Below are 21033 nucleotides of genomic sequence, written 5' to 3' on the forward strand. Positions count from 1 at the left end.
ACCATGCTGTCGAACGAATTATTTTGCCTCTTCACACCACACTGTTGCGGCAAAATCCATCCCCACTGTATCTGCTTGTGCCTGACGACTACCGGTTAGCATTACCCCACACTCAAGGAGGTATCGCTCTATGCCGGACGCCACCAACCTCTACCTATTCGTTGTTGCCGCCTTGCTGTTGCTGATCGTGCCTGGCCCTAACATGGCTTTCGTCAGCAGCCATGCAGTTGCTCACGGCTGGCGCGCCGGCCTCGCCGCAGCACTGGGAATATCCCTGGCCGATGTGCTGATGACCGTCATGGTCAGCGCAGGTCTCGGTGCGCTGGTGATGAGTTGGGCGCCAGCGTTTGACTTAATACGGTGGGCCGGGGCTTGTTATCTGATGTGGCTGGCCTGGCAGGCATTGAAGACTCCTCCTGCGGATACTGATACTCAAGCTACACAGGCTCTGTTTCGCAAGATCTTGGCCCGAGCCACGCTCAACAGCCTGTTAAACCCCAAGGCGCTATTGTTCTTCATGGTATTCCTGCCGCAGTTCGTCACCGTAGGTGCCAGCAGCGTCACCTCGCAATTGATGTTCTTGGGTTTGTTGCTTGCGCTGATCGCATTGATCTTCCATTCCCTGCTCGGATTTTGCGCCGGAAAGCTGCATGGGCGTCTGCGCAACGGCTTGATATCCAAACGCCTTGGTGCTTATGGCTTCGCTGCGGTGATGACAGCTCTGGCGGCACGTTTGCTGGTGCTCAACCGGCCGCTTTAAAGGGTCGCCCGGCTGCCCAACACTAGACTGGCTTTCAAGATGAGCGTGGATCGCTTATGAAGTATTCATTGAAGGGATGAGCATGATGAGCCGAACCAGTCATATCCGCCTAATGGCGACCTATAACGAGTGGATGAATGCAAACATTTATGAGGCAGCCAGAAGCCTGCCAGATGCAGAACTCTCAGTGGATAGGAAAGCATTCTTTGGTTCAATTCTCGGGACGTTGAACCATCTGGTGGCCGGCGATACTGTCTGGCTAAAGCGATTCGCCAAGCACCCAGCGAACTACTTGGCTCTGGGACCGATTCGGCAGCTTCCTACGCTCAAAAGCCTCGACCAGTTGCTGTTCTCGAATATCCGAGAACTTTCGGCACATCGAGAGTGGCTCGATCAGACAATTGTCGAGTGGTCTTGCTCCATTGCAGAGTCGGATCTAGATCACACCCTCAATTACACAAGCATGAATGGAATACCCGCTGACAGGTGCTTTTATGGTTTGGTCATGCATTTCTTCAATCATCAGACGCATCACCGTGGACAAGTGACTACCTTGCTTTCACAAGCGGGTGTCGACATAGGTGATACGGATCTGGTCCTCCTCATTCCATCCGAGCCCTGCACAAAGTAGAAAAGCCTAGCGCCAGACCTGTGTGGGTCGACAGCTGGTGCGGGCTCAAATTTGATGCCACAGGCCTCTCGGTTGCGACGCAACTCCCGACTTACCGTCGAGGGCGCTCGGTTGATCAAGCGGGCGATCCTTCGCTGACTAAAGCCTTGGGCTTGGCCGAGCGGGATGGTGACGCGTCCTTCGACGCCGAGTTCGTTACAGGACATAGGGGCAACACCGTACAGAAAAAGTCAGGTGCTGCACTCAGTTTTTGCGACCGCGCCCAAGGTTGACGCCTATACCCGGCCACCCGTTCGCTTATCCGTTAGTTTCCTTCTACATTAAAGAGGTGCACACGGAGCCAGCAGCGAATGAAGTCTCTGAAATATTATGAAAAAAATCGACACGCCACATGGTTAGAGTTGTTTTTTGACCTGATTTTTGTTGTTGCAATTGGCAAGGTTACGCATATTCTCGGAGATGTTCATCAAGGCCACTTTGAGCATGAACAGTTATGGACGTTTTTACTGCTTTTTGTTCCATTATGGTGGCTCTGGTCTAGTCACACGATTTACTCCAACAGGTTTGATACAGACAGTAACCCTCACCGTTTGGCAACATTATTTATAATGTTGCTGCTCATCGTGCTTTCTGCACTGATTGGGGAAAAACCAGAAGTAAACTATCCACTTGTTATTGCCTGTTATTTTGGTATACGTGTCATCATCAGTATTATGTACATTTCGTCCAGAAGTAAACTCGATGGCCGTGGCGAATTCGCCTCCAGGCTTGGCTTTGCCCTGTTAGTTAGCGCAGTTGTTACTATTTCATCCGTTCTTTTTGACCCACCTATGCGTTACCTCGTCGCTTACTTTGGGATTTTTCTTGACGTTCTCTTGCCTGTATTTGTTGGGAGTATACTAAAGCCATTGCCAGCACATACAGAACACTTGGTTGAACGATTAGGCTTGCTCACCCTCATCTTATTGGGCGAGTCAGTAATTAGCCTTTCTGCAGGGTTATCTAACATTCAATGGGATCGTTATAATGTGATGACGGCAATCACCGGATTTATCATGATTTGCAGTATCTGGTGGATCTATTTTGAAAGCTTTTACCTGCTGAGCAATAATGAAAGCAATATGACTGGGCACGCCTTAATCTACTCGCACCTTTTTCTATTTATGGGGCTAGCACTTCTTGCAAATTTGATCAGACATGCGATCCTGAATGACATTGCGATACGCGATTTCCAGATTATGTCAATCATCGGCATGGCCTTATTTTTCATAGGCAAGCAATATGGCTATTTCATAGCCGTACCTAAAATAAGAAAATACATACTACAAAACACCTTGATCGTGTTGTCTTTGGGTGGGTTGGTTATATTCATGCCCCGCGTCGAGTACATATTGGTCGGCCTAACAGCAACCATGATCTGTTATGTTTTCCTAAATTTCAGATATCGTGGAATCTTTATTAATAGGCCATAGTTTGGGGTGAGCGCCCGCGAGCAAGGAAAAGGGGATTGATCAATTTTCCAATCCAACTGCCCTATGTTGCTCGTAGGCTGGGCTAATCCTTGCCGGGCGAGTAAGTCGCTATTGGGGTTGCCTTTGCAGCTTTGGGTCCTGCTATCGCCGTCGCGGCAAGGAAGAACGTTAGTAAGCGCTCCATAAACCCCACATTCAAAGTCATCACCTGATCCCCGATGCTGTGCTCCCGATTCCTTTCCGGAGCCAGCACCTCATGATGCGTCCCGACGCAAAAGTCGAAAAAGTCTATCTCTATCCCAAGCCTGTCGACTTCCGAAAATCCATTGACGGCCTCGCCGCTCTGGTCGAACTGGACATCAAGGTCGCGGTGTTTGACCCGGTGCTTTTCGTGTTCCTCAACAAGCCTCGCAACCGAGTGAAGATTTTGTATTGGGAGCGCAACGGCTTTTGCCTTTGGCTAAAGCGGCTGGAATCCGAGCGCTTCAAAACATCGCCGGATTGTTCGGATGAAGCCATCGTGCTGACGGTTCAAGAACTCAACTGGTTATTGGACGGTTTTGATTTGTGGCGCAACCGTCCGCATCAAGTTTTGACGCCTCGATTTGTCGCCTGATTCGGTATAATCCAGGGCATGATTTCCATGCCCAAAGACCTTCCTGACGGCCCTGTTTTGCTCAAGCAGCTGCTTGAGCAAATGCTGAGTGAGCGCGAGTCGGATAAGGGCAAGATCGTTCATCTCGAAGAAGAAAACGCGCTGTTGCGTCAGCGTCTTTTCGGGCGCAAGTCAGAGCAGACTGCCGATCCTGCGACCCCGCAAATGGCCTTGTTCAACGAAGCTGAAAGCGTCGCCGAGTTGGTCGACGAAGCGGTTGAAGAAGAGGTCGTAGCGCCGACCTTCCGCGTATCGAAGTCATTCACGAACTGCCCGAGCACGAGCTGACCTGCGCCTGCGGTTGCCGCAAGTACGCCATTGGCGAGGAAATCAGCGAGCAGCTGGAGATCGTGCCGATGCAAATCCGCGTGATCAAACATGTGCGCAAGGTCTACGGTTGCCGCGATTGCGAAACCGCACCGGTTACCGCAGACAAGCCTGCGCAACTGATCGAAAAGAGCATGGCCAGCCCCAGTGTGTTGGCGATGTTGCTGACGACCAAATACGTCGACGGTTTGCCGCTGCATCGCTTCGAAAAAGTCCTCGGTCGCCACGGCGTCGATATTCCACGCCAGACCTTGGCGCGCTGGGTTATCCAGTGCGGCGAACACCTGCAGCCCTTGATCAATTTGATGCGGGATCGGCTGCTGGAAAGTCGTGTGATCCACTGCGATGAAACGCGTATCCAAGTGATGAAAGAGCCTGATCGAGACCCCGCCAGCCAATCCTGGATGTGGGTGCAAACCGGCGGGCCGCCGAATCAGCCGGTGATCCTTTTTGACTACTCGACCAGTCGGGCGCAGGAGGTTCCGTCGCGCCTGCTCGAAGGTTATCGCGGTTACCTGATGACCGACGATTACGCCGGTTATAACGCCTTGGGTGCGCAATCCGGTGTCGAACGTTTAGGCTGTTGGGCACATGCGCGACGCAAGTTTGTCGAGGCGCAAAAGGTGCAGCCTAAGGGCAAAACCGGGCGTGCGGATATCGCCCTGAATCTGATCAACAAGCTGTACGGTATCGAGCGAGATTTAAAAGAAGTCGGCGATGAACATCGCCATGAAAGCCGACAGCAAAACAGCCTGCCGGTGTTGGCCCAGTTGCACACATGGCTGGAGAAAACCCAGCCACAAGTGACTGCGCAAAATGCATTGGGCAAAGCCATCAGCTACCTGGCCAGCAACTGGATCAAGTTGGTGCGCTACACCGAAGCCGGTTACTTGCCGATCGACAACAACGCCGCCGAGCGTGCGATCCGGCCCTTCGTGATCGGGCGCAAGAATTGGCTGTTCAGCGACACGCCCAAAGGCGCGACGGCCAGCGCTCAACTTTACAGCCTGGTCGAGACGGCTAAAGCCAACGGCCAAGAGCCCTATGCGTGGCTGCGCCACGCACTTGAGCGCCTGCCGACAGCTTCTTCGGTTGAGGATTACGAAGCTTTACTGCCCTGGAACTGCTCGCCGGTATCGCATAGTTAAACGCGCTGTCCATCTTGATGGCTGGTAGGGTTTACGGTGAGTTTAAAGAACGAGCGGAGCAACGATCATGGAATACGACGACAAACTGATTGAAGAAGCCGTGCTTGCCCTGTTGGTAACCTTCAGTTTTGATAACGGCAATGCTTGGAAAGGGTTCGACTTCGAGACCATGAGCCGATTGCATGAACATGGTTTCATCAGCAATCCGGTGAACAAGAACAAATCGATTTGGTTGACGGCTGAAGGGCTGGAGCGCGGTCGGCAGATAGCCGACCGATTGTTTGGGGTAAGAACTCAAGTGGAGCATGGATCCGACTCGGATACCTGACTTCATACCACGGCCATACGGTAGGTGGGGTTTATGGATCGCATACGAACGTTATGCGGAGGCACCGCGTTTTAAATCTAATGACACATTTTGATCCTTGGCAACGCCCAGACCTTGATCATTGATCATCGATCTTTTGCAGCGCGTATCTGAATCGGAACGGTATTGCTATTACGCAAGACTGTATCAAATCCGTCATAATCAAACCGCCTATTTCCACAGAGGCCTCACAATTTTTTCACAACTAACAACTTTTTAAAATATACAGCCGGACTTGTGACTGGGAACCGATCTCACTTATTTTAATTGAGCAGACCTCACGTTAAATATCTGAATATTTTAAATATGACGCCGATAGTATTAACTCAAACTACTGTTCCTTAAGGGGATCAACATGACATCGGCAATTAATGGTTCGACCCATACTACTCTGCCTCAAACCGCAGCCATCAAACCCCAAAAGCCCCCAGTTGTGCAGGTAGACAGCGACAGCGATCATGACGGTAGCAAACCGGGCGAAGTCGAGCAGAGCAAAGCGACCTCGGGGTCGGTCGGTACGCGAATCAACACCACTGCGTATCCAATTGTAGGCGTATGTCCCCAAGGCATTGGGAACATACGTCGCTTCTGACCGTCGTCAATGCTGGCAGCTTTCCTAGTCATCCAAGCCGTATCTTGCTTCGTGGCCCAGCGCGCCACCTGCTGCCTTATCACTAGCTTTACCCTACTGCTATCGAATAGATACCGCTTACCCCATTTCTGGAACGTTCCCCTAACAGTTTTGTTTTGTCCCGCTTCAAAAGCGGGTTACTGAGTAAGGTAGGGGCGTCGACTTTTATCGCCCGCGGTTTCGTATATGCAGCAAAGGGCCGCAGTGGGTCCTTTTCTGAGCGCCGCGAGAGGCAGAAAATCGCTAAAACCGGCCGCTCACGAGCGACCGTTTTCGACCGATTCTGTTGAAAAAGTCGGATTTTCAGCTCGCCTGAACTCAGGCACGACCACCACCGGAGAACCTACTCACCACATTCAGTGGTTTCTCGGCCCTTCGTTGACCTTTGCTGCTCTGTTATTGGGTTAATTTGAGGTTTTTTGCTTCGTGCAGGCGCACCTATCCCGTAGAAGGTGGCCCTTGAGATGCAAGTTTGGCCAGACGTCGCAGGTTCTGTACCGCGGCCGCCAGCGTGAACTCATCGGACGCGCCACTCATGCCACGTAGTCGCAAGCGATCCAGTTTCAGGATGCGCTTGAGGTGGGCAAACAACATTTCAACCTTCTTACGTTCGTGGCGAGAGCGCACATACTCCGGCGTCGCCGCGATGCGTCGAGCCACATCGCGAGCGGCTTCATGGACGCTGCGAGCGATCTTGCGGAACGCAGTGTTCGGGCAGCACTTGGCTTTCATCGGACACGTAGCGCAGTCGGCCTGTCGGGATCGGAAGATGATGGTGTTGGCTTTGGTGACGTGTGAACGCTCATTCTTGAAGGCTCGCCATTCGCTGCGCAATGGGTTGCCGGCCGGGCAGCGGTATTCCTCAGCCTCTTCATTCCAGTGGAAATCGTTACTCGAAAAGCTGTCGTTCTTGCGCTCGGTTTTGTCCCACACCGGCACATGCGGCTCGATGTCTTTTTCCTCCACCATCCAGGCCAGCATCGGAGCTGTACCGTAAGCGGTGTCGCCGATGAGGCGCTCTGGCTTGATGTCGAACTGCGCTTCGACCCGATCGATCATCGTCTTGGTGCTCTCGACTTCTGCGGTTCGATGAGCCGGTGTGGGTTCCACATCCATGATCACGCCGTGCTCGGTATCGATCAGATAATTCGTGGAGTAAGCGTAGAAAGCTGGGCCGCCTGAAGCAGCGGTCCAGCGGGCCTGAGGATCCGTCAGCGACAGGCGCTTCGGTAGCGTTTCGGCCAGAGCCTCTTCATCGAGTGCCTCAAGATACTCACGCACGGCGCGGGTGCTCAGGGATGGATCGCTCCAGTTGACCGGTTCATCTCCCGGTACGCCGCGCTGCCGACTCGCATCCGCTTTGATGATGCTGGCGTCCACGGCAAAGCCTTCGCCCTTGACCAGACCGGCGTCCATGCAGCGACGCAGGACTTCATTGAACAACCAGCGAAACAGATCACTGTCCCGAAAACGGCCGTGTCGATTTTTGGAAAAGGTCGAGTGGTTGGGGATTTCGTCTTCAAGGCTCAACCGGCAGAACCAGCGATACGCCAGGTTCAAATGGGCCTCTTCGCACAACCGCCGCTCTGAGCGAATGCCGTAGCAATAGCCGACGATCAGCATGCGAATCATCAGTTCGGGATCAATCGACGGACGCCCAATCGGGCTATAGAAATCGGCGAGGTAATGGCGCAGGTCGCTCAGATCAAGACACTGATCAATGCTGCGCAGAAGGTGATTGGCTGGGATGTGATCTTCAAGGTTGAACGAGTAAAACAGTCGCTCCTGCCCACTCGATAACTGTCCCATCATGCTGTGTGATCCCCCTCCGGCCAATGCGGAGATTTTGCCGGAGGCCAGCCAGGGGAGCTACTTTTTCAACAGAATCGGCCGGTTTCAGCCCTTCGAGACAGACAGAAGTCGGACAGAAGCAGTCAGTCAGGAACACATCAAAATCACTCATTCCGAAGGCGATCTGGCACCTTTCGAATTTGGCAGGCTCTAAATCCTGGATTCGTAGAGCTTTTCGGGTCAGAAGAGGAAAGTGAGAGCAACGGTCATATGCGTGAGAGATGGGCAAATCTTGCTCGTTCGCAAGCCCAAGTCAAAATGGGCTCTTCCTGGTGGCAGGGTAGAAAGTAGCGAATCCACTGCTGGAGCTGCTGCTCGGGAACTCCTGGAAGAAACGGGACTGAACAAAATCAATTGTCAGGTCATTCCTACGCCGCCTTTAACTCTCCCCGGCTCGTTCTGTTTCGCGCCAAGGTAAATCGTCTCTTAGCACCGTTGAGCTTTTGCAATGGTGGTGCTGGGACTAAACCGGCAGGTACGCCCTGACCGCTTGATGTAATGCATCCAGTGACCAAGGTTTTCGCATGAACATAGCGTGGGCAGGCAACAATCCGACGGGAACCGTTCTATCACCCGATGTCAGGATGACGGGCAAGCGCGGCCAGCGTGTCCAGATGACCTTCGCCAATTCCAGTCCGTCCATGCTGCCCGGCATGCAAATGTCGGTAATCACCAGTGCAATAGAAGGATGGTCTTCCAGCACAAAGAGAGCATCATCGGCCGAGGCACAGTCCACCATCTCCAGATCAAGATATGGCGTCAACCGTCAGGCTACGCAGGATTTCGTCATCTTCTACGATCAGCACAGTTGACGTCATGGTGTGGGTTCTCGATTGCCCATCTTTTAATAATGCTGCAACCGATGCTGGCGTTTCGGTCATCTGATCAGCGGTGTTTACTGCACCATGGATTGCCGTTTTCAGCCCTTCGCGATAGGCAGAAAACGGCCGATCGAGTTGAAAAAGCCCGAAAGAAGGCCACCCTGGATGAGTCAGGCGCATTACGAACAGGCGCCTGAAAGACTGACAGTGCGGGAGCTGAAGGCTGGCGGAAAGACATTGGTGACCACGTTGCATTGCCCGAGGCAGACACCCAAAACAGCCCTCAAATCTTTGTACAAGGGGCGATGGCATGTCGAGCTGGATTTGCGAAATCTCAAAGCTACGCTGGGACTTGGAAAGTTGAGCTGCAAAACCCCAGGCATGGCAGTAAAGGAGTTATGGGTCTATCTGTTAGCTCACAATATGATCCGAATGCTGATGGCACAATCGGCTCTGTTAGCTGACTGTTTACCTCGCGAACTGAGCTTCAAACACAGCCTTCAGCTATGGCTGGCGCTGCGACAATATGGCAGCCCTGAAGAAGAGAATGGCCTTTCAAATTTATTGACGCTGATCGCTCAAAGGCGCGTTGGAAACCGGCCTGGTCGTATCGAGCCGCGAGCCATAAAACGAAGACCTCAAGCCTACCCCTTGCTGACCAAACCACGTCGGTCAGCAAGGGCAGATGTCAGGAAAAATGGGCACGCAAAACATGTTAAGTAAGTGCCATTCGGGACGGACCTATTTTCCTAAAAATAAATCTGAGAATCATCTGGCCGACCTCCCCACCTAATGGATGTGGCGAAGGAAAATTGTTCAAAGCAAGGTAATGCGGATAACGAAACATGTGTGGCATCATAAGGCCATCAATCATACGCTGAGACTGAAGATGGAACTGATAAGTCAAGAAAAGATAATGCAAGTCCTCGACTGGGCCTACGAGAGATCTGTGAATGGATTCTCCGGTCTTGATTCCGCCGAGGAGCTCGCAGCCAGCTATGCCAAGGATGAAGGCCCTACCTACGATCAAGCTAATTCTCTGATTCGCTGGCAGAACACCAAATCGGCCACCTCAGGCTTCATTACCGGCCTGGGTGGATTGATCACACTGCCCGTCGCGTTGCCCGCCAACATCACGAGTGTGCTTTTCGTACAAATTCGCATGATCGCCGCCATCGCCCACTTGGGCGGCTACGACGTCAAGGATGACAAGGTAAAGACCCTAGTATTCGCCTGCCTCACAGCCAACTCCGCCAAGGAAGTGTTGAAAGACATCGGCATTGCCGTCGGCAACAAGCTGGCGATGAACGCCGTGAAGTCGATTTCCGGTAAAACGCTGATAGAGATAAACAAAAAGGTAGGCTTCAAGCTGTTCACCAAATTTGGTGAAAAAGGCGTGATCAATCTCGGTAAAGCCGTGCCCCTGCTGGGTGGCTTGATTGGTGGAAGTTTCGATGCCTACACGACCAACACCATCGGTAACGTCGCGCGCGATACATTTACACCAAAAGAAGTCGCGACGGCATAACGTCCCGCGTGAGTGATAGCCGGATTTCCCCGTGGCCAAGGCGTGAGCCCCCTCGCCACTGGTTAAGTTTGCGGGGGTAATTGGAAAAAAGGGACGGGTTTACTTTTGTCTAGTGTCTAGTCCTGAATAGGTTTACACCTGTTTCACCCCAACGCCCGATGCATTGCATCGGGCGTTTTGTATTTCAACGACATCAGCGGCCGCCGCAGCATTTGTCTTAACGTGCTTAATTTTCCGTTTTCTGAGCCTCTAATCGAGGACTGTTTCCTGATCGATGTGCCACCTAGCCAGTTGGAAGCGTTCCCTGGCTCTCACATCTGAAGCGGCAACAACACCTTTCGTGGGCGCCAGAACCCGGGGAAAGCACTAGGGCGACTCCTGCTCCGCCACATGCGTGAGCAAATGCGCAATAAAATGGGTGAGCTTTGGCAGCGGTCGCCGATCGTGTCGATGCACGATATGGATAGGGTGTGGTTCGGGCAAGTAGGCTTGCAGGACCGGCACCAACGTCCCGCTTGCAAGATCGTGGGCCACCAGAACTTCGGGCTGCAGCAACAACCCCGCACCGGCGATCGCTGCCATGCGCAGTCCGTTGCCATCATTGCATGTGAAGACTGGGTCAATCGGCAACTGCACCCCATCCCAGCCTTTGAGTTTCCAGCCGTTGCGGCTGTTCCACACTGTGTGAGAAAGGCAGTGATGCGCGCTCAGGTCCTGTGGTGTCTCTGGTCGGCCATGTCGGGCGAGGTAGTCCGGCGACGCACAGATCACCATTCGATACATGGTCAGCGGCCTTGCTATCAGGTCGGCATCGCCCAGATCACCAATGCGGATCGCCAGATCAAAACCGTCGTCAATAAGGTCAACGACGCGATTGCTCAATTCCAGTTCAATGCGCACGAGCGGATATTTCTGCTGGAAAGTCGCAGCCAGAGGAGCGATGACACACGAGCCAAAGGTGATTGGAGCGCTAATGCGCAACGTGCCGGATGGCGAAGCGCGCAACCGTTCGATCGAGGTTTCGGCGATACGTACGTGTTCAAGCACACGCTTGGCGTCTTCGTAAAAAGCGCGACCAGCATCAGTCAGGCTCTGACGTCGTGTGGTGCGCTCAAGCAAGCGCGCACCGAGGCGCCCTTCTAGTTCACGCACATACTTTCCAACCATTACCGCCGATATTTCAAGCCGCCGCGCTGCCTCGGTGAAGTTGCCTCCCTCCACGACGGCAACGAAGGTTTCCATAGAACGAAGTTTGTCCATATTGCTAACTGTAGGTTAGTAGAGTCTGAAATTAGAGCACATTTATCACCTTGATGGTTCGATACACAATAGTGGCGTTCCAACCTGAACTCGAAAAGGAGTGTTCTATGAAGATCGTAATAATTGGTGCCAGTGGTGATGTAGGTCGTTCGGTAGCGGATGAGCTTGGGCGTGGCGGCAAACACGAAATCATTCGCGTCGGTCGCACCCAAGGCGACCACCAGGTTGACATCGCCAGTGATGACAGCGTGGGGGCGTTGTTCAAGAAGATCGGAAAAATCGACGCCATCATTGCTACCGCAGGTAATGTAATCCTCGCTCCAATCGAAAAAATGACGGCGGCCGACTTCAACAAAGGCTTGCAGGACAAGCTGCTAAGTCAGGTGCGCGTCGCGCTGGTTGGTCAGCATTATCTGAACGACGGCGGGTCGATCACGCTGACCTCTGGCATCGCTGTCGATGATCCGATTGCGCAGGGCTCCAATGCCGCAGCGTCGAACGCTGGGATAGAAGGGTTCGTGCGTGCTGCTGCGTGCGATCTTTCACGAGGCATCCGCATCAACGCAGTTAGTCCGACAGTGCTGACGGAATCGATGGACCGGTTTGGTCCGTACTTTCCTGGCTACGAAAGCGTGCCGGCGATCCGTGTAGCAATGGCCTATCGACGCAGCGTGGAAGGCGTGCAGAGCGGTCGCGTATATCGGGTTGGTCATTGAATTAGAGAGCTCGCGGCACTCTGCGTATGCCCCGACTGCCACGATCGATAACAGACATGTCCGGTTGAGCTATACCCTATCCCCACGTTTCAATGGAGCAGACGCGCAGGCGGCACGATGATGGACCCGCCCCCTACCCCGCTGAACAATTCCATCCGGGCGGCCACGAAAGCATCCCACGCCACCCGATGGGCAAACGTGGGTAGCGAGATGGCTTCTCCACAATCAAAATCCTCTAGCGCTGCGTCCACGATGGCCACTGCGCTCTGGAATTGGATCGGCTGTAACCCCGCATACAAAACGGCTTGAACACGTACGGCTACGTTATTGAAGCGCTGTTGCAGCGTGTCGGATAGCGAGAGCAGAAAAGCGCTACTCGCCGACTCTATGGCAGCGCCGGAACTCGCCTCGAACACGGGCACCAGGTTGATCACTGTTCCGGTGTCCCGTTTTACGAAACCATTCGCCAAGGCATAAGACAAGCATACGGGAGCTGTCACGCCCAAGGCGATTGTCGCCCCTATCTCATGCTCCTCCGTGATGTCGTGATGGTTGATCAGCAACGTGATACTGGCGTCCTGGCTTAGTACGCTCTCAATGCGGAGCACTTCGGCGGACACTGCCAAATCGGCATTCAACACTTCAACAGAACGACCGCTGGAGTCGGTGAGCGATGCAGCGAGTGTCATTAATCGCGGCCGATTTTCCGCAATCAAAATCAAGTCGTAACCCCGCTGTGCCAGTCGATGGGCGAAAGCTGTGCCTATTGCGGTATCTGCGCCGGTTATGACGGCCGTGCCTTTATGAGACATGCGGTTTGCTCCAAAGGCGGGTGCATGAAATACGATCAGAGTAGAGAGCGCCTTAATGTCGGTAAAGGCCGTAAAACCATCGTTTTCGGCCTTCGCGCGCGCCGGCCCTACTGATTTACCCGGCACAAAACGCTAACCCCCTGGCGAAATCGCGGTTCTGCTTGCAGTCCCGCGATTTTCGCGCATGCTAACGTTTCGCATGTCACCAGGGTCCATGCGTCAAGCCAGTGTTCAACTGGGCGAACGGGAGTCTTTATGCAAAGTGTGGCGTTAATCGTACGGCCCGATTTTCAGTTGATGAGCCTGGCTGCGCTTTCAGCTTTCGAGTTTGCCAACCTGGCTGCGGGTGAAAAACTCTACGACATCAGCGTGCTCTCCGAGCATGGTGGCCTGGTCGCCAGCTCGCTGTTCACCTCGGTTGATACTCAGCAGTTCAACAAGACTGATTTCGATACCGTCTTGATCAGCGGTGCAATGGATCGCAGTTCGGCGTCGGACGGTATTCACTCCTTTCTGGTTGAAGCCAATGCCGATTCACGGCGGGTAGGTGCTTTGTGCGTCGGCGCTTTTGCGCTTGCCGAGTCCGGGTTGCTCGATGGGCGTCGAGCCACAGTGCACTGGGCTCGCGCCAAGGAAATGCGCGACAGATTCCCTGCAATCAAGGTTGAAGAAGATCGCATCTTCATCATCGATGGCAAGATCTGGACCTCGGCGGGCATGACCGCTGCGCTCGATTTAACCATCGGTATGGTCGAGAAGGATTACGGTGCCGCACTGGCCCGGACCGTCTCGCAGCGGCTGGTGCTTTACCATCGCCGTGCGGGTGGGCAGTCCCAGCATTCGGCGATGCTGGAGCTGAGTCCGAGCTCCGACCGCATTCAGCAGTCACTGGACTTCGCTCGAAAAAACCTGCGTCGCGACCTTTCCGTAGAAGACCTGGCGGATGCGGCGTGCCTGAGCCCTCGGCAGTTCAGTCGAAGCTTTCGCGAGCAGACCGGAAGCTCCCCCGCCAAGGCCATCGAAAACCTGCGGCTGGAGGCCGCCCGATTGATGATCGAACAGGGCCGTCTAACGCTCGAAGCGGTGGCCTCGGAGACCGGCTTTGGCGACCGCGAACGTATGCGCCGGGCCTTCCTGCGCGTATATGGCCAATCCCCGCAATCGTTGCGCCGGACCTTCGGTTCTAACGCCGACGTATAAGCTTCTATTTTTTCGCAGCAGAATAACGGCGGCCATTGGTCGCCGTTATTCATTCTTGGAACGCTACTTTTTGAGCGTGCAGATTATTTAATTTGAAGGCTGAAGTTGCGGTGCAGGTCGACGACCGGATGTGTAGGCCAGGATCAAGGCCGTTGCTGTGCAGAGGGCGCTGACAAAGCCAAGGTTGGCCAACGAGCTGTAGTGCAATGTCAGGGAGCCAAGACCCGCACCCAGTGAGAAACCGAGGTACATGAAGGAGGCGTTGAGCGACAACACCACCGGCGCGCTCGCAACGCCAGCCACGCCGACCAGCCTCGTTTGCTGGGCAGGATAAAAAGCCCAGTGCGCCACGCCCCAGGCAGCGATGGCGAGGACAACCGGCACAATTACAAACTGTTTGTCGATAAAGTGCGGCGCCAGCGACAGGACGACGAACGCGGTAGTGGATGTCGCCAACGCTGGCAGGATCACTGCGCGCGGACCGCTGCGGTCTACCGTTCGGCCGCTGATGGCCAGGCCGATTGCGGCTGAAACACCCCAGCCAAATAGCACGAAGCCTATCGCCGGGCCATTTATCAGGGTGGTGGCCTCCAACAGCGGAGCGAGGTAGGTGTAAGTGGTGTAGCTCGCCATCGCCCACAACGTAGTGATCAGCAGCGTATGCAAAACCGCAGGCTGAGCCGCAGTTGAAATGCGCTGGCGCAGGCTGGCAGTAGCGAGTCCGGTTCCTATCTCACGTGGAAGGCCTATCAGCAAACCGGCAACGGCCAACGCGGCAATGATCGCGACGCTGCCGAACGTGGCGCGCCAACCCATTGCCGCTCCCAGCACGGTGCCCGCCGGAACACCCAGGGCAATGGCGAGCGACAGTCCACCGTTGACGATAGCGATGGCGCGGCCTCGCTGTTCAGGCGGCACGACCACGCTGGCCAGTGCGTTCGCACCGGGCACATACACTGCCGCCGCGAGCGCCAGCACCAGTCTCGCGGCCATCAACGACCAATAGCCACTGGCCGTGAAGGCCAGCAGATTGGCCACCGCAAATAATGCCATGGCCCCAATCAGCAGCCTGCGCCGGTTCAGGTTCCCGGTCAGCGCAGCCAGCACTGGAGAACTCAGTGCATAGGCCAGGGCAAATACAGTGACTAACTGGCCCGCCGTGGCAACGCTGACGTCGAGATCCTTGGCCATGCCGGGAAGCAGGCCCGCGATCATGAAGCTTTCGGTACCGACGGCAAACGTGCCTAAGGCCAGCCAATACAGCGGCCGGTTGCTTTTGATGTATTGGGTTGAGTTCATGGTATTCCAGCTGTGGAAATGTGAATTAAGCCACCCGGGTCTCAATCAAGCCGAAACTAGCGTCGGATAGTCCGTGTAGCCCACTTCGGCGCCGCCGTAAAAAGTGTTGCGGTCGTACGCGTTCAATTCAGCACCGGATTTGAAACGAGCGGCCAGATCCGGGTTGGCAATGAACATGCGCCCGTAAGCGATGGCATCGGCATCCCCGGCAGCAATCGCTTCGCTGCCACTCTGCGCGGTGTAGCCTCCCGCCGAGATCACCGGTCCTTTAAAAAGACGGCGGAATAATCGAGCGTTGTTGGCGACATCCAAACTCAGGTCATCACCCAGGCCTACCGACGAAGCGCGAGGCTCGATCAAATGCAGATAAGCGACGCCACGCTCGCTCAATGCCTGGATGACATAGCTGAACAGGTCCGTGGGGTTGCTTTCCTTCATGTCATTGAAATTGCCCGACGGCGACAGACGTACCCCCACTTTGTCCGCGCCGATGGTGTGGGCGATCGCATCGACCACATTCAGAAGCAGGCGAGCGCGGCCTGCTATCGAACCGCCGTAGGCATCTTCACGCAGGTTGCTGTTGTCCTGAAGAAATTGGTCGAGGAGGTAACCGTTGGCACTGTGAATTTCGACCCCATCAAAGCCTGCGGCCATCGCATTTTCAGCGGCCTGACGAAAGTCATTGACGATGCCGGGCAGTTCATCGATGTCCAGAGCGCGCGGGGTTTCGAAAGGCACCAGCGAAAATTCGGGTGTGAACGCCTGGCCGTCGACCGGAGCCAATGCAGATGGCGCCACCGGCAAAGCGCCCTCGGGGCTATAGGAAGAATGTGAGGTCCGCCCGCTATGCACGATTTGCGCAATGATGCGCCCGCCTTGAGCGTGCACTGCCTTGGTCACTGCGGACCATCCGGCCACTTGCTCGGCCGAGTACAGCCCCGGCATATTCGGATAACCCATGCCCTGCACACTGACGCCCGTGGCTTCGGTAATGATTAACGCGGCTGAAGCACGTTGAGCGTAATACTCGGCGCTCAGGGCAGTCGGTACGCCACCGGCAGCTGAACGCATGCGCGTCAGGGGGGCCATGACGATGCGATGAGGCAGTTGCAGCGAACCCAATCGCAGGGGGGCATAAAGATTTTCGATGGACATGAGCAAGTACTCCGCAATAGCTGAAGTCAAAAAGGGGTAATGAATTGCAGACGCAGGACTTGGGTTTCACCCAGCGTGGCGGACGAGCCGATTAGCTGAAAATGAGCTTGCTGAAGTCCAGCGACACAAGCAAAGGCTCGGGGATTTTTTGCCCCGCTTCGTCGTAGGCGTAGATACGGCGTTTGGTCGGCATCATCAGACCCTGTACCTCGCAATAATCACTGACGTAGTTAGCGCCGGTAGCTCCGCCAAGAATGTCGACGGTGTAATCATGGCGACGCATCAGGCCATCCGGCCCGAAGTGGGTGATCTGCTTGCGGGTATGGCTCTCGATATGATCAGGAAAGGTGACTTCCAGACGCCGCCATACTTCGCCGTTTTCCTTCCATGGCTCGATCTCCCTGGATTCGAAGCCGGGGTAGGTGTAGAGAAAAGGCGAAGTCAGGTAGGTCCACAACGCTTCGCTGGCAAAATAGGCCACATGCAGCAGGTCCCAAGGGCTTTCCAAGGTATGACCAACGAAGGAGTCGGCGGGTTGGTCGCGTTGTTCGACGATGGTTCCATCGAGGGTTTCCAAGGTCAGTTGACCTGGTAAGAACACGCTGCGTTGGTTCGGTCCGGCGAAGGGGGTGATGCTCAGGCGCTGGGTCTGCGTCTCGATATCCAGTTCTTTATCGAACAGCTGACCCGGCTGCTGCTTGAGGTGCCAGATAGCACCGTCGATCGAAACGTTGGCTCGCAGTTTTGCGAAGCTATTCCAGCAATCCAGGCCACCGTGGGCCTCAACGGCGAAAGCGAGTAGATCATTCATCAGGTGTGCTCCAAAAAGAGGTTTTATATCGATGCGCAAGGGTTCGGTAGGGATTTCACCGCGCCGGACCGGCGACTCAGAGTGCGGCGCGAAGCACCAGTTCAGCGACTGCGCCAGGCTGGGAAATCATCGAGCAATGCCCAGCGTCAACCGTGGCCTGCACGGCTCCGATCTTGGTCACAAACATTGATTGAAGTTCAGGCGGGATGGCGTTGTCTTGTGTCGCGAGCAGATACCAGCTTGGCTTGCTGTGCCAGGCGGCCTCGGTGACGGGCGTGGATAAAGCCTCGGCAGAGGTTGGCCGCTGGTTCTTGAACAGTGCAACTTTCTCCTGTTCAGAGACGTCCTGGGCAAAGCCTTCAAAGACACCCGTGTGGGTCAAACTGAGGAAACCTTTTTCGTCCGGACGCAATTCCGCGCTCATTGGTGATGGCGCGACAAGGGCTGTCAGGCCAAGTGCCGACTCGCCGACATCAGGAACGAACGCATTGATGTAGACCAATCCCGCGACGTTCTTGTGGACACCCGCCTGGGTAATCACCGCGCCACCGTAGGAGTGACCAACCAGCAACACTGGGCCGCTTTCTGCTTCGAGTGCCTCTGCGACCGCAGCCACATCTTCGTTCAACCTTGTCAGGGGAAGATGCACCACGCTGGTGGCGACCCCACCGGCTTCGATCAACGCCCGGGCTTTGTCCCAGCAGTCACTGTCGGCCCAGGCGCCGTGGACAAAAATGGCTTTCTTGATAGCGGTCATATTGAACTCCCCTACGGGATAGCGAAGTTGAAATGGGTGGTGAAGATCCGCAGAAAAGAAGTACTAACTTCTGGCCGAGGCTCACCGTGAGGAGTGCGGAGCCTTAACTGCTCTGCGCTGCTCATGGGAAGTATCTTGGGCTGTATAGGTTGAGGACATCGGTCGAAAAACCAACATTTCAAGCCATTGTGTGTTGACCGAAAAAGGCGTTTTTTTTGGCGCGTGCCGAAGCGCCGCAGTGACCACATGTGTCGCTGAAACGAGTGGGTAGGAAGGGATGGAGACTAACGCCACTGGGACGCGTCTTCAGACGGTAAGGCCCTGACAGCTGAATTACATCCGGTAGGCAAACGATAAACGGGCTCATCAGAGCTCGTGTACAACCAAAAAGCCCCCATGAGGGGGCTTCGTTTGGTCTCTACGCTACAGCCGTTCGCGCTCGGCGAACGACGTTACGCAGTCGCTTCTTCTTTATAGAACTCGTAGTCGGTGTAACCCACTTCGGTACCGCCAAAGAAGGTCGGACGGTCATACGCGTTCAGCGGCAGGTTGTGGCGCAGGCGCTCCGGCAAGTCCGGGTTGGCGATGAAGTGGCGACCGAAAGCCACCAGATCGGCGTCGCCAGCCTGAAGGATGGCCTCGGCGGATTCGCCGTCAAAGCCACCGGCAGCAATGATCACGCCTTTGTAGTGTTTGCGCATCAGCTGGGCAGCGACCGGCGCCGGGTCGGCATTCTCATCCTCGATGTTGCCCAGGATGCGCGGCTCGATCAGGTGCAGGTAAGCCAGGTTCAGCGGCGCCAGTTGTTGCGCGACGTAGGTGAACAGGCCTTCTGGATCGCTGTCGCCCATGTCACCCCAGGTGCCGCTCGGGCCGACACGTACTGCCACCCGATCACTGCCCCACACCGAAATCAGCGCGTTGGTCACTTCCAGCAGAAAGCGTGCGCGGTTTTCGAACGAGCCGCCGTAGATGTCGGTGCGCTTGTTGCTGTTGTCCTGCAGGAACTGGTCGATCAAATAACCGTTGGCACCATGCAGTTCCACGCCGTCAAAACCGGCTTTCACGCCACGTTCGGCAGCAGTGCGGAAGTTTTCTACCAGGCCTGCGATGTCTTCGATGGTCAGGGCGCGGTTCGGGGTATTGGGTACCCAACCTTCGGTGGTGTAAGCAACGCCGCCGTGCAGGACTTCCGATGGGCCGACGGGGATGCTGCCTGCAGGCTGCACGTCGACATTGGATTGGCGACCGGCATGATAAAGCTGCAGAAAGATCTTGCCGCCTTTAGCGTGCACGGCGTCAGTGACGTGTTTCCAGCCCGCGATCTGGCTGTCGTCAAACAGGCCCGGTGCGCCGAGATAGCCGTTGCCGTTTGGCGCGGCGATGGTGGCTTCACCGATCAGCAAACCGCCTTCGGAAGTGCGCTGGGCGTAGTACTCGGCCATCAGGGCGCCAGGACGAGCGCCCTCTTCGGCACGCATGCGGGTCAGCGGTGCCAATACAATGCGATGGGCGAAGGTGAACCGCCCGACTTTAACTGGGGAATGAAGTTTGGACATGGTTGCCTCGATTGAAGTGTATGTGTAGAGCGATTGGATATCTGCCCGGGTCGATAGCCATGTGGCCTTTCGGGGTTGGGGCGCTTGGCATCAGTAAAGGTGATTTTCCGCAGTGGATAAATGGGCCGTGTTTCCCAACACTTCGGACTTTTTGGCTGTAATGCCGGTGATCATGGAGATCGAACTGTCGATGTTCGGATAACGGCGCCCGCACTCATGCAAGCGCCGCAGGTTGCTCACTGGGCGTAGAGTTCCAATACCTGTGTGTTGAACTCAGTGACAAAGGCGTGTTCATCCGCCCCGGCATTAGCGCGCATTGGCTTGGCCCGCTCGACCAGGATTTCCACCGCGTCCGTGCCCAGCACCGCTATCGTCTCGGCAATGAACTCATCTAATGGCATCGCCAGTTCGACTTCGGAACTGTTCATCAACTCGGTACGTACCCATGGCGGCGCGATTTCCAGCACCTTGACCGAGGTATCGCGCAGCATGAAGCGCTGTGACAGTGCATAAGAATGCAGCGCCGCCTTGGTGGCGCTATACACCGCCGTCAGCGCCATGGGCACGAAACCGAGTACCGAAGAGGTGTACGCCACATAGGCGTCATCGGCCTTTTTCAGGTGCTCGATCAGCGCCGATGTCATGCGAATGGGGCCCATCAAATTGGTGGTAACGGTCGACACCAGCAATTCGTCATCCACTTGGCCGGCCGCAGTGTCCGGCAACATGATCCCGGCGTTATTGATCAGCACGTTGAGCTGCGGGAATTCGCTGATCAACTGTTTCGCGACCGCGGTAATACTGGCGGGATCGGTAATATCCAGTTCGACCGCGTGCATGCCCGGGTTGGCCGCAACGACGGCTTCCAGATGGCCCTTGCGTCGACCGGAGATAATCACCTGGTTTCCCAGTTTGTGCAGTGCTTCGGCCAGCCCACGGCCAATGCCAGAACCGCCGCCGGTGATGAAGATGGTGTTTTGAGTAAGTTTCATGGGTAAGTCCTCTGAGATTGCGCAAATGCAAAGCGTGAATGATTGAGAAAAAGGGCGGGTTGCCCGTGCTGTGAATTCAGGGTCTATGCTAGGCGCGAACAAAAAAGCACATGGGTCGAAATACCGACGTTTCAGGCCATTCGCTGGCTGCACGATTGGCAAACTCAAATGCAGAGCGTGCAGCCAGACTGGGCCGTCACTTCAGGTTCATGAAAGTTACCGGCCCCCATGAATAGCCGGTGTCCCTTCCCAATTCCCCCGCCCGCCTCTACTCTGCATTG

19 protein-coding genes and 4 pseudogenes are annotated in these 21033 nt (G+C 55.2%); 11 read left to right on the top strand and 12 right to left on the bottom strand.

What is annotated here, in order from left to right:
• Positions 1-130: 130 nt before the first annotated feature.
• Positions 131-760, top strand: a complete 630-nt coding sequence (locus BLQ41_RS24350; RefSeq protein ID WP_090185500.1) for a LysE family translocator — start codon at positions 131-133, stop codon at positions 758-760.
• Between the two features lie 85 nt (positions 761-845).
• The gene (locus tag BLQ41_RS24355; protein ID WP_090188799.1) at positions 846-1391 is read left to right on the top strand and encodes a DinB family protein; all 546 of its coding nucleotides are present in this window, start codon (positions 846-848) and stop codon (positions 1389-1391) included.
• A 56-nt stretch (positions 1392-1447) separates the two neighbouring features.
• On the opposite strand, the pseudogene BLQ41_RS24360 reads toward BLQ41_RS24355, so the two are convergent.
• Positions 1448-1597 (bottom strand): annotated as a pseudogene (locus BLQ41_RS24360) (helix-turn-helix domain-containing protein); the annotation flags it as partial.
• Between the two features lie 144 nt (positions 1598-1741).
• Between BLQ41_RS24360 and BLQ41_RS24365 the strand changes: the two are divergent.
• From BLQ41_RS24365 to BLQ41_RS24380, 4 genes and pseudogenes are all read left to right on the top strand, one after another.
• Positions 1742-2863, top strand: a complete 1122-nt coding sequence (locus tag BLQ41_RS24365; protein ID WP_090185502.1) for a low temperature requirement protein A — start codon at positions 1742-1744, stop codon at positions 2861-2863.
• A gap of 256 nt (positions 2864-3119) precedes the next feature.
• Positions 3120-3479: an IS66 family insertion sequence element accessory protein TnpB gene (tnpB, locus tag BLQ41_RS24370; protein WP_019412232.1), complete on the top strand. Its 360-nt coding sequence runs from the start codon at positions 3120-3122 to the stop codon at positions 3477-3479.
• Positions 3480-3497: 18 nt separating this feature from the next.
• Positions 3498-4993, top strand: a pseudogene (gene tnpC / locus BLQ41_RS24375) (IS66 family transposase).
• Positions 4994-5060: 67 nt separating this feature from the next.
• Entirely contained in the window at positions 5061-5321 is a 261-nt protein-coding gene (locus BLQ41_RS24380; protein WP_090185507.1) for a DUF6429 family protein, read from the top strand.
• A gap of 1108 nt (positions 5322-6429) precedes the next feature.
• Here BLQ41_RS24380 and BLQ41_RS24385 read toward each other — a convergent pair.
• On the bottom strand, positions 6430-7803 hold the full coding sequence (locus BLQ41_RS24385) for a transposase (RefSeq protein WP_090180061.1): 1374 nt from the start codon (positions 7801-7803) through the stop codon (positions 6430-6432).
• A gap of 232 nt (positions 7804-8035) precedes the next feature.
• On the opposite strand from BLQ41_RS24385, the pseudogene BLQ41_RS24395 reads away from it, so the two are divergent.
• Positions 8036-8197 (top strand): annotated as a pseudogene (locus BLQ41_RS24395) (NUDIX domain-containing protein); the annotation flags it as partial.
• Positions 8198-8305: 108 nt separating this feature from the next.
• Here the strand turns inward: BLQ41_RS24395 and BLQ41_RS24400 are convergent.
• Positions 8306-8605, bottom strand: coding sequence for a response regulator (locus BLQ41_RS24400; RefSeq protein WP_231997066.1), 300 nt, complete (start codon positions 8603-8605; stop codon positions 8306-8308).
• Entirely contained in the window at positions 8589-8843 is a 255-nt protein-coding gene (locus tag BLQ41_RS31065) for a hypothetical protein (protein ID WP_231997136.1), read from the bottom strand. The genes BLQ41_RS24400 and BLQ41_RS31065 overlap by 17 nt, the downstream gene beginning before the upstream one ends.
• Here BLQ41_RS31065 and BLQ41_RS24405 point away from each other — a divergent pair.
• Both BLQ41_RS24405 and BLQ41_RS24410 read left to right on the top strand, forming a co-directional pair.
• A pseudogene (locus BLQ41_RS24405) lies at positions 8757-9386 on the top strand (transposase); the annotation flags it as partial. The gene BLQ41_RS31065 and the pseudogene BLQ41_RS24405 overlap by 87 nt on opposite strands.
• 193 nt (positions 9387-9579) lie before the next feature.
• A complete protein-coding gene (locus BLQ41_RS24410) occupies positions 9580-10191 on the top strand; it encodes an EcsC family protein (protein ID WP_231997067.1) in 612 nt (203 codons plus the stop codon).
• Positions 10192-10557: 366 nt separating this feature from the next.
• On the opposite strand, the gene BLQ41_RS24415 is transcribed toward BLQ41_RS24410, so the two are convergent.
• A complete protein-coding gene (locus BLQ41_RS24415; protein ID WP_269458061.1) occupies positions 10558-11433 on the bottom strand; it encodes a LysR family transcriptional regulator in 876 nt (291 codons plus the stop codon).
• Between the two features lie 125 nt (positions 11434-11558).
• Here BLQ41_RS24415 and BLQ41_RS24420 point away from each other — a divergent pair, with 125 nt between their 5' ends.
• Entirely contained in the window at positions 11559-12167 is a 609-nt protein-coding gene (locus BLQ41_RS24420) for a short chain dehydrogenase (RefSeq protein ID WP_090185521.1), read from the top strand.
• An 89-nt stretch (positions 12168-12256) separates the two neighbouring features.
• Here BLQ41_RS24420 and BLQ41_RS24425 read toward each other — a convergent pair whose 3' ends face one another.
• Positions 12257-13105 carry an SDR family NAD(P)-dependent oxidoreductase gene (locus BLQ41_RS24425; RefSeq protein ID WP_157695044.1) on the bottom strand — a complete coding sequence of 283 codons (849 nt, stop codon included), beginning with the start codon at positions 13103-13105 and terminating at the stop codon, positions 12257-12259.
• 129 nt (positions 13106-13234) lie between these two features.
• Here BLQ41_RS24425 and BLQ41_RS24430 point away from each other — a divergent pair, with 129 nt between their 5' ends.
• Positions 13235-14179: a GlxA family transcriptional regulator gene (locus BLQ41_RS24430; protein ID WP_090185527.1), complete on the top strand. Its 945-nt coding sequence runs from the start codon at positions 13235-13237 to the stop codon at positions 14177-14179.
• 87 nt (positions 14180-14266) lie between these two features.
• Here BLQ41_RS24430 and BLQ41_RS24435 read toward each other — a convergent pair whose 3' ends face one another.
• The 6 genes from BLQ41_RS24435 to BLQ41_RS24460 form a co-directional block, all read right to left on the bottom strand.
• Positions 14267-15478 (bottom strand): MFS transporter, encoded by a 1212-nt coding sequence (locus BLQ41_RS24435; RefSeq protein WP_090185530.1) that lies wholly within the window; start codon positions 15476-15478, stop codon positions 14267-14269.
• Between the two features lie 45 nt (positions 15479-15523).
• Positions 15524-16633: an alkene reductase gene (locus BLQ41_RS24440; RefSeq protein WP_157695045.1), complete on the bottom strand. Its 1110-nt coding sequence runs from the start codon at positions 16631-16633 to the stop codon at positions 15524-15526.
• Between the two features lie 91 nt (positions 16634-16724).
• Positions 16725-17444 (bottom strand): hypothetical protein, encoded by a 720-nt coding sequence (locus BLQ41_RS24445; protein WP_090185537.1) that lies wholly within the window; start codon positions 17442-17444, stop codon positions 16725-16727.
• 76 nt (positions 17445-17520) lie between these two features.
• Positions 17521-18201 carry an alpha/beta hydrolase gene (locus BLQ41_RS24450; protein ID WP_090185540.1) on the bottom strand — a complete coding sequence of 227 codons (681 nt, stop codon included), beginning with the start codon at positions 18199-18201 and terminating at the stop codon, positions 17521-17523.
• Between the two features lie 452 nt (positions 18202-18653).
• Positions 18654-19760, bottom strand: a complete 1107-nt coding sequence (locus BLQ41_RS24455; protein ID WP_090185542.1) for an alkene reductase — start codon at positions 19758-19760, stop codon at positions 18654-18656.
• Positions 19761-19996: 236 nt separating this feature from the next.
• Positions 19997-20752: an SDR family oxidoreductase gene (locus BLQ41_RS24460; protein ID WP_090185546.1), complete on the bottom strand. Its 756-nt coding sequence runs from the start codon at positions 20750-20752 to the stop codon at positions 19997-19999.
• Positions 20753-21033: the final 281 nt, after the last annotated feature.

The organism is Pseudomonas arsenicoxydans (assembly GCF_900103875.1).
Taxonomy (GTDB): domain Bacteria; phylum Pseudomonadota; class Gammaproteobacteria; order Pseudomonadales; family Pseudomonadaceae; genus Aquipseudomonas; species Aquipseudomonas arsenicoxydans.

Bases quoted from the DNA above. Each gene is read 5' to 3' on its own strand.
- BLQ41_RS24350 (WP_090185500.1), top strand. From the start codon at position 131: ATGCCGGACGCCACCAACCTCTACCTATTCGTTGTTGCCGCCTTGCTG.
- BLQ41_RS24355 (WP_090188799.1), top strand. From the start codon at position 846: ATGAGCCGAACCAGTCATATCCGCCTAATGGCGACCTATAACGAGTGG.
- BLQ41_RS24365 (WP_090185502.1), top strand. From the start codon at position 1,742: ATGAAGTCTCTGAAATATTATGAAAAAAATCGACACGCCACATGGTTA.
- tnpB (WP_019412232.1), top strand. From the start codon at position 3,120: ATGATGCGTCCCGACGCAAAAGTCGAAAAAGTCTATCTCTATCCCAAG.
- BLQ41_RS24380 (WP_090185507.1), top strand. From the start codon at position 5,061: ATGGAATACGACGACAAACTGATTGAAGAAGCCGTGCTTGCCCTGTTG.
- BLQ41_RS24385 (WP_090180061.1), bottom strand. From the start codon at position 7,803: ATGATGGGACAGTTATCGAGTGGGCAGGAGCGACTGTTTTACTCGTTC.
- BLQ41_RS31065 (WP_231997136.1), bottom strand. From the start codon at position 8,843: ATGCGCCTGACTCATCCAGGGTGGCCTTCTTTCGGGCTTTTTCAACTC.
- BLQ41_RS24410 (WP_231997067.1), top strand. From the start codon at position 9,580: ATGCAAGTCCTCGACTGGGCCTACGAGAGATCTGTGAATGGATTCTCC.
- BLQ41_RS24415 (WP_269458061.1), bottom strand. From the start codon at position 11,433: ATGGAAACCTTCGTTGCCGTCGTGGAGGGAGGCAACTTCACCGAGGCA.
- BLQ41_RS24420 (WP_090185521.1), top strand. From the start codon at position 11,559: ATGAAGATCGTAATAATTGGTGCCAGTGGTGATGTAGGTCGTTCGGTA.
- BLQ41_RS24430 (WP_090185527.1), top strand. From the start codon at position 13,235: ATGCAAAGTGTGGCGTTAATCGTACGGCCCGATTTTCAGTTGATGAGC.
- BLQ41_RS24435 (WP_090185530.1), bottom strand. From the start codon at position 15,478: ATGAACTCAACCCAATACATCAAAAGCAACCGGCCGCTGTATTGGCTG.
- BLQ41_RS24440 (WP_157695045.1), bottom strand. From the start codon at position 16,633: ATGTCCATCGAAAATCTTTATGCCCCCCTGCGATTGGGTTCGCTGCAA.
- BLQ41_RS24445 (WP_090185537.1), bottom strand. From the start codon at position 17,444: ATGAATGATCTACTCGCTTTCGCCGTTGAGGCCCACGGTGGCCTGGAT.
- BLQ41_RS24450 (WP_090185540.1), bottom strand. From the start codon at position 18,201: ATGACCGCTATCAAGAAAGCCATTTTTGTCCACGGCGCCTGGGCCGAC.
- BLQ41_RS24455 (WP_090185542.1), bottom strand. From the start codon at position 19,760: ATGTCCAAACTTCATTCCCCAGTTAAAGTCGGGCGGTTCACCTTCGCC.
- BLQ41_RS24460 (WP_090185546.1), bottom strand. From the start codon at position 20,752: ATGAAACTTACTCAAAACACCATCTTCATCACCGGCGGCGGTTCTGGC.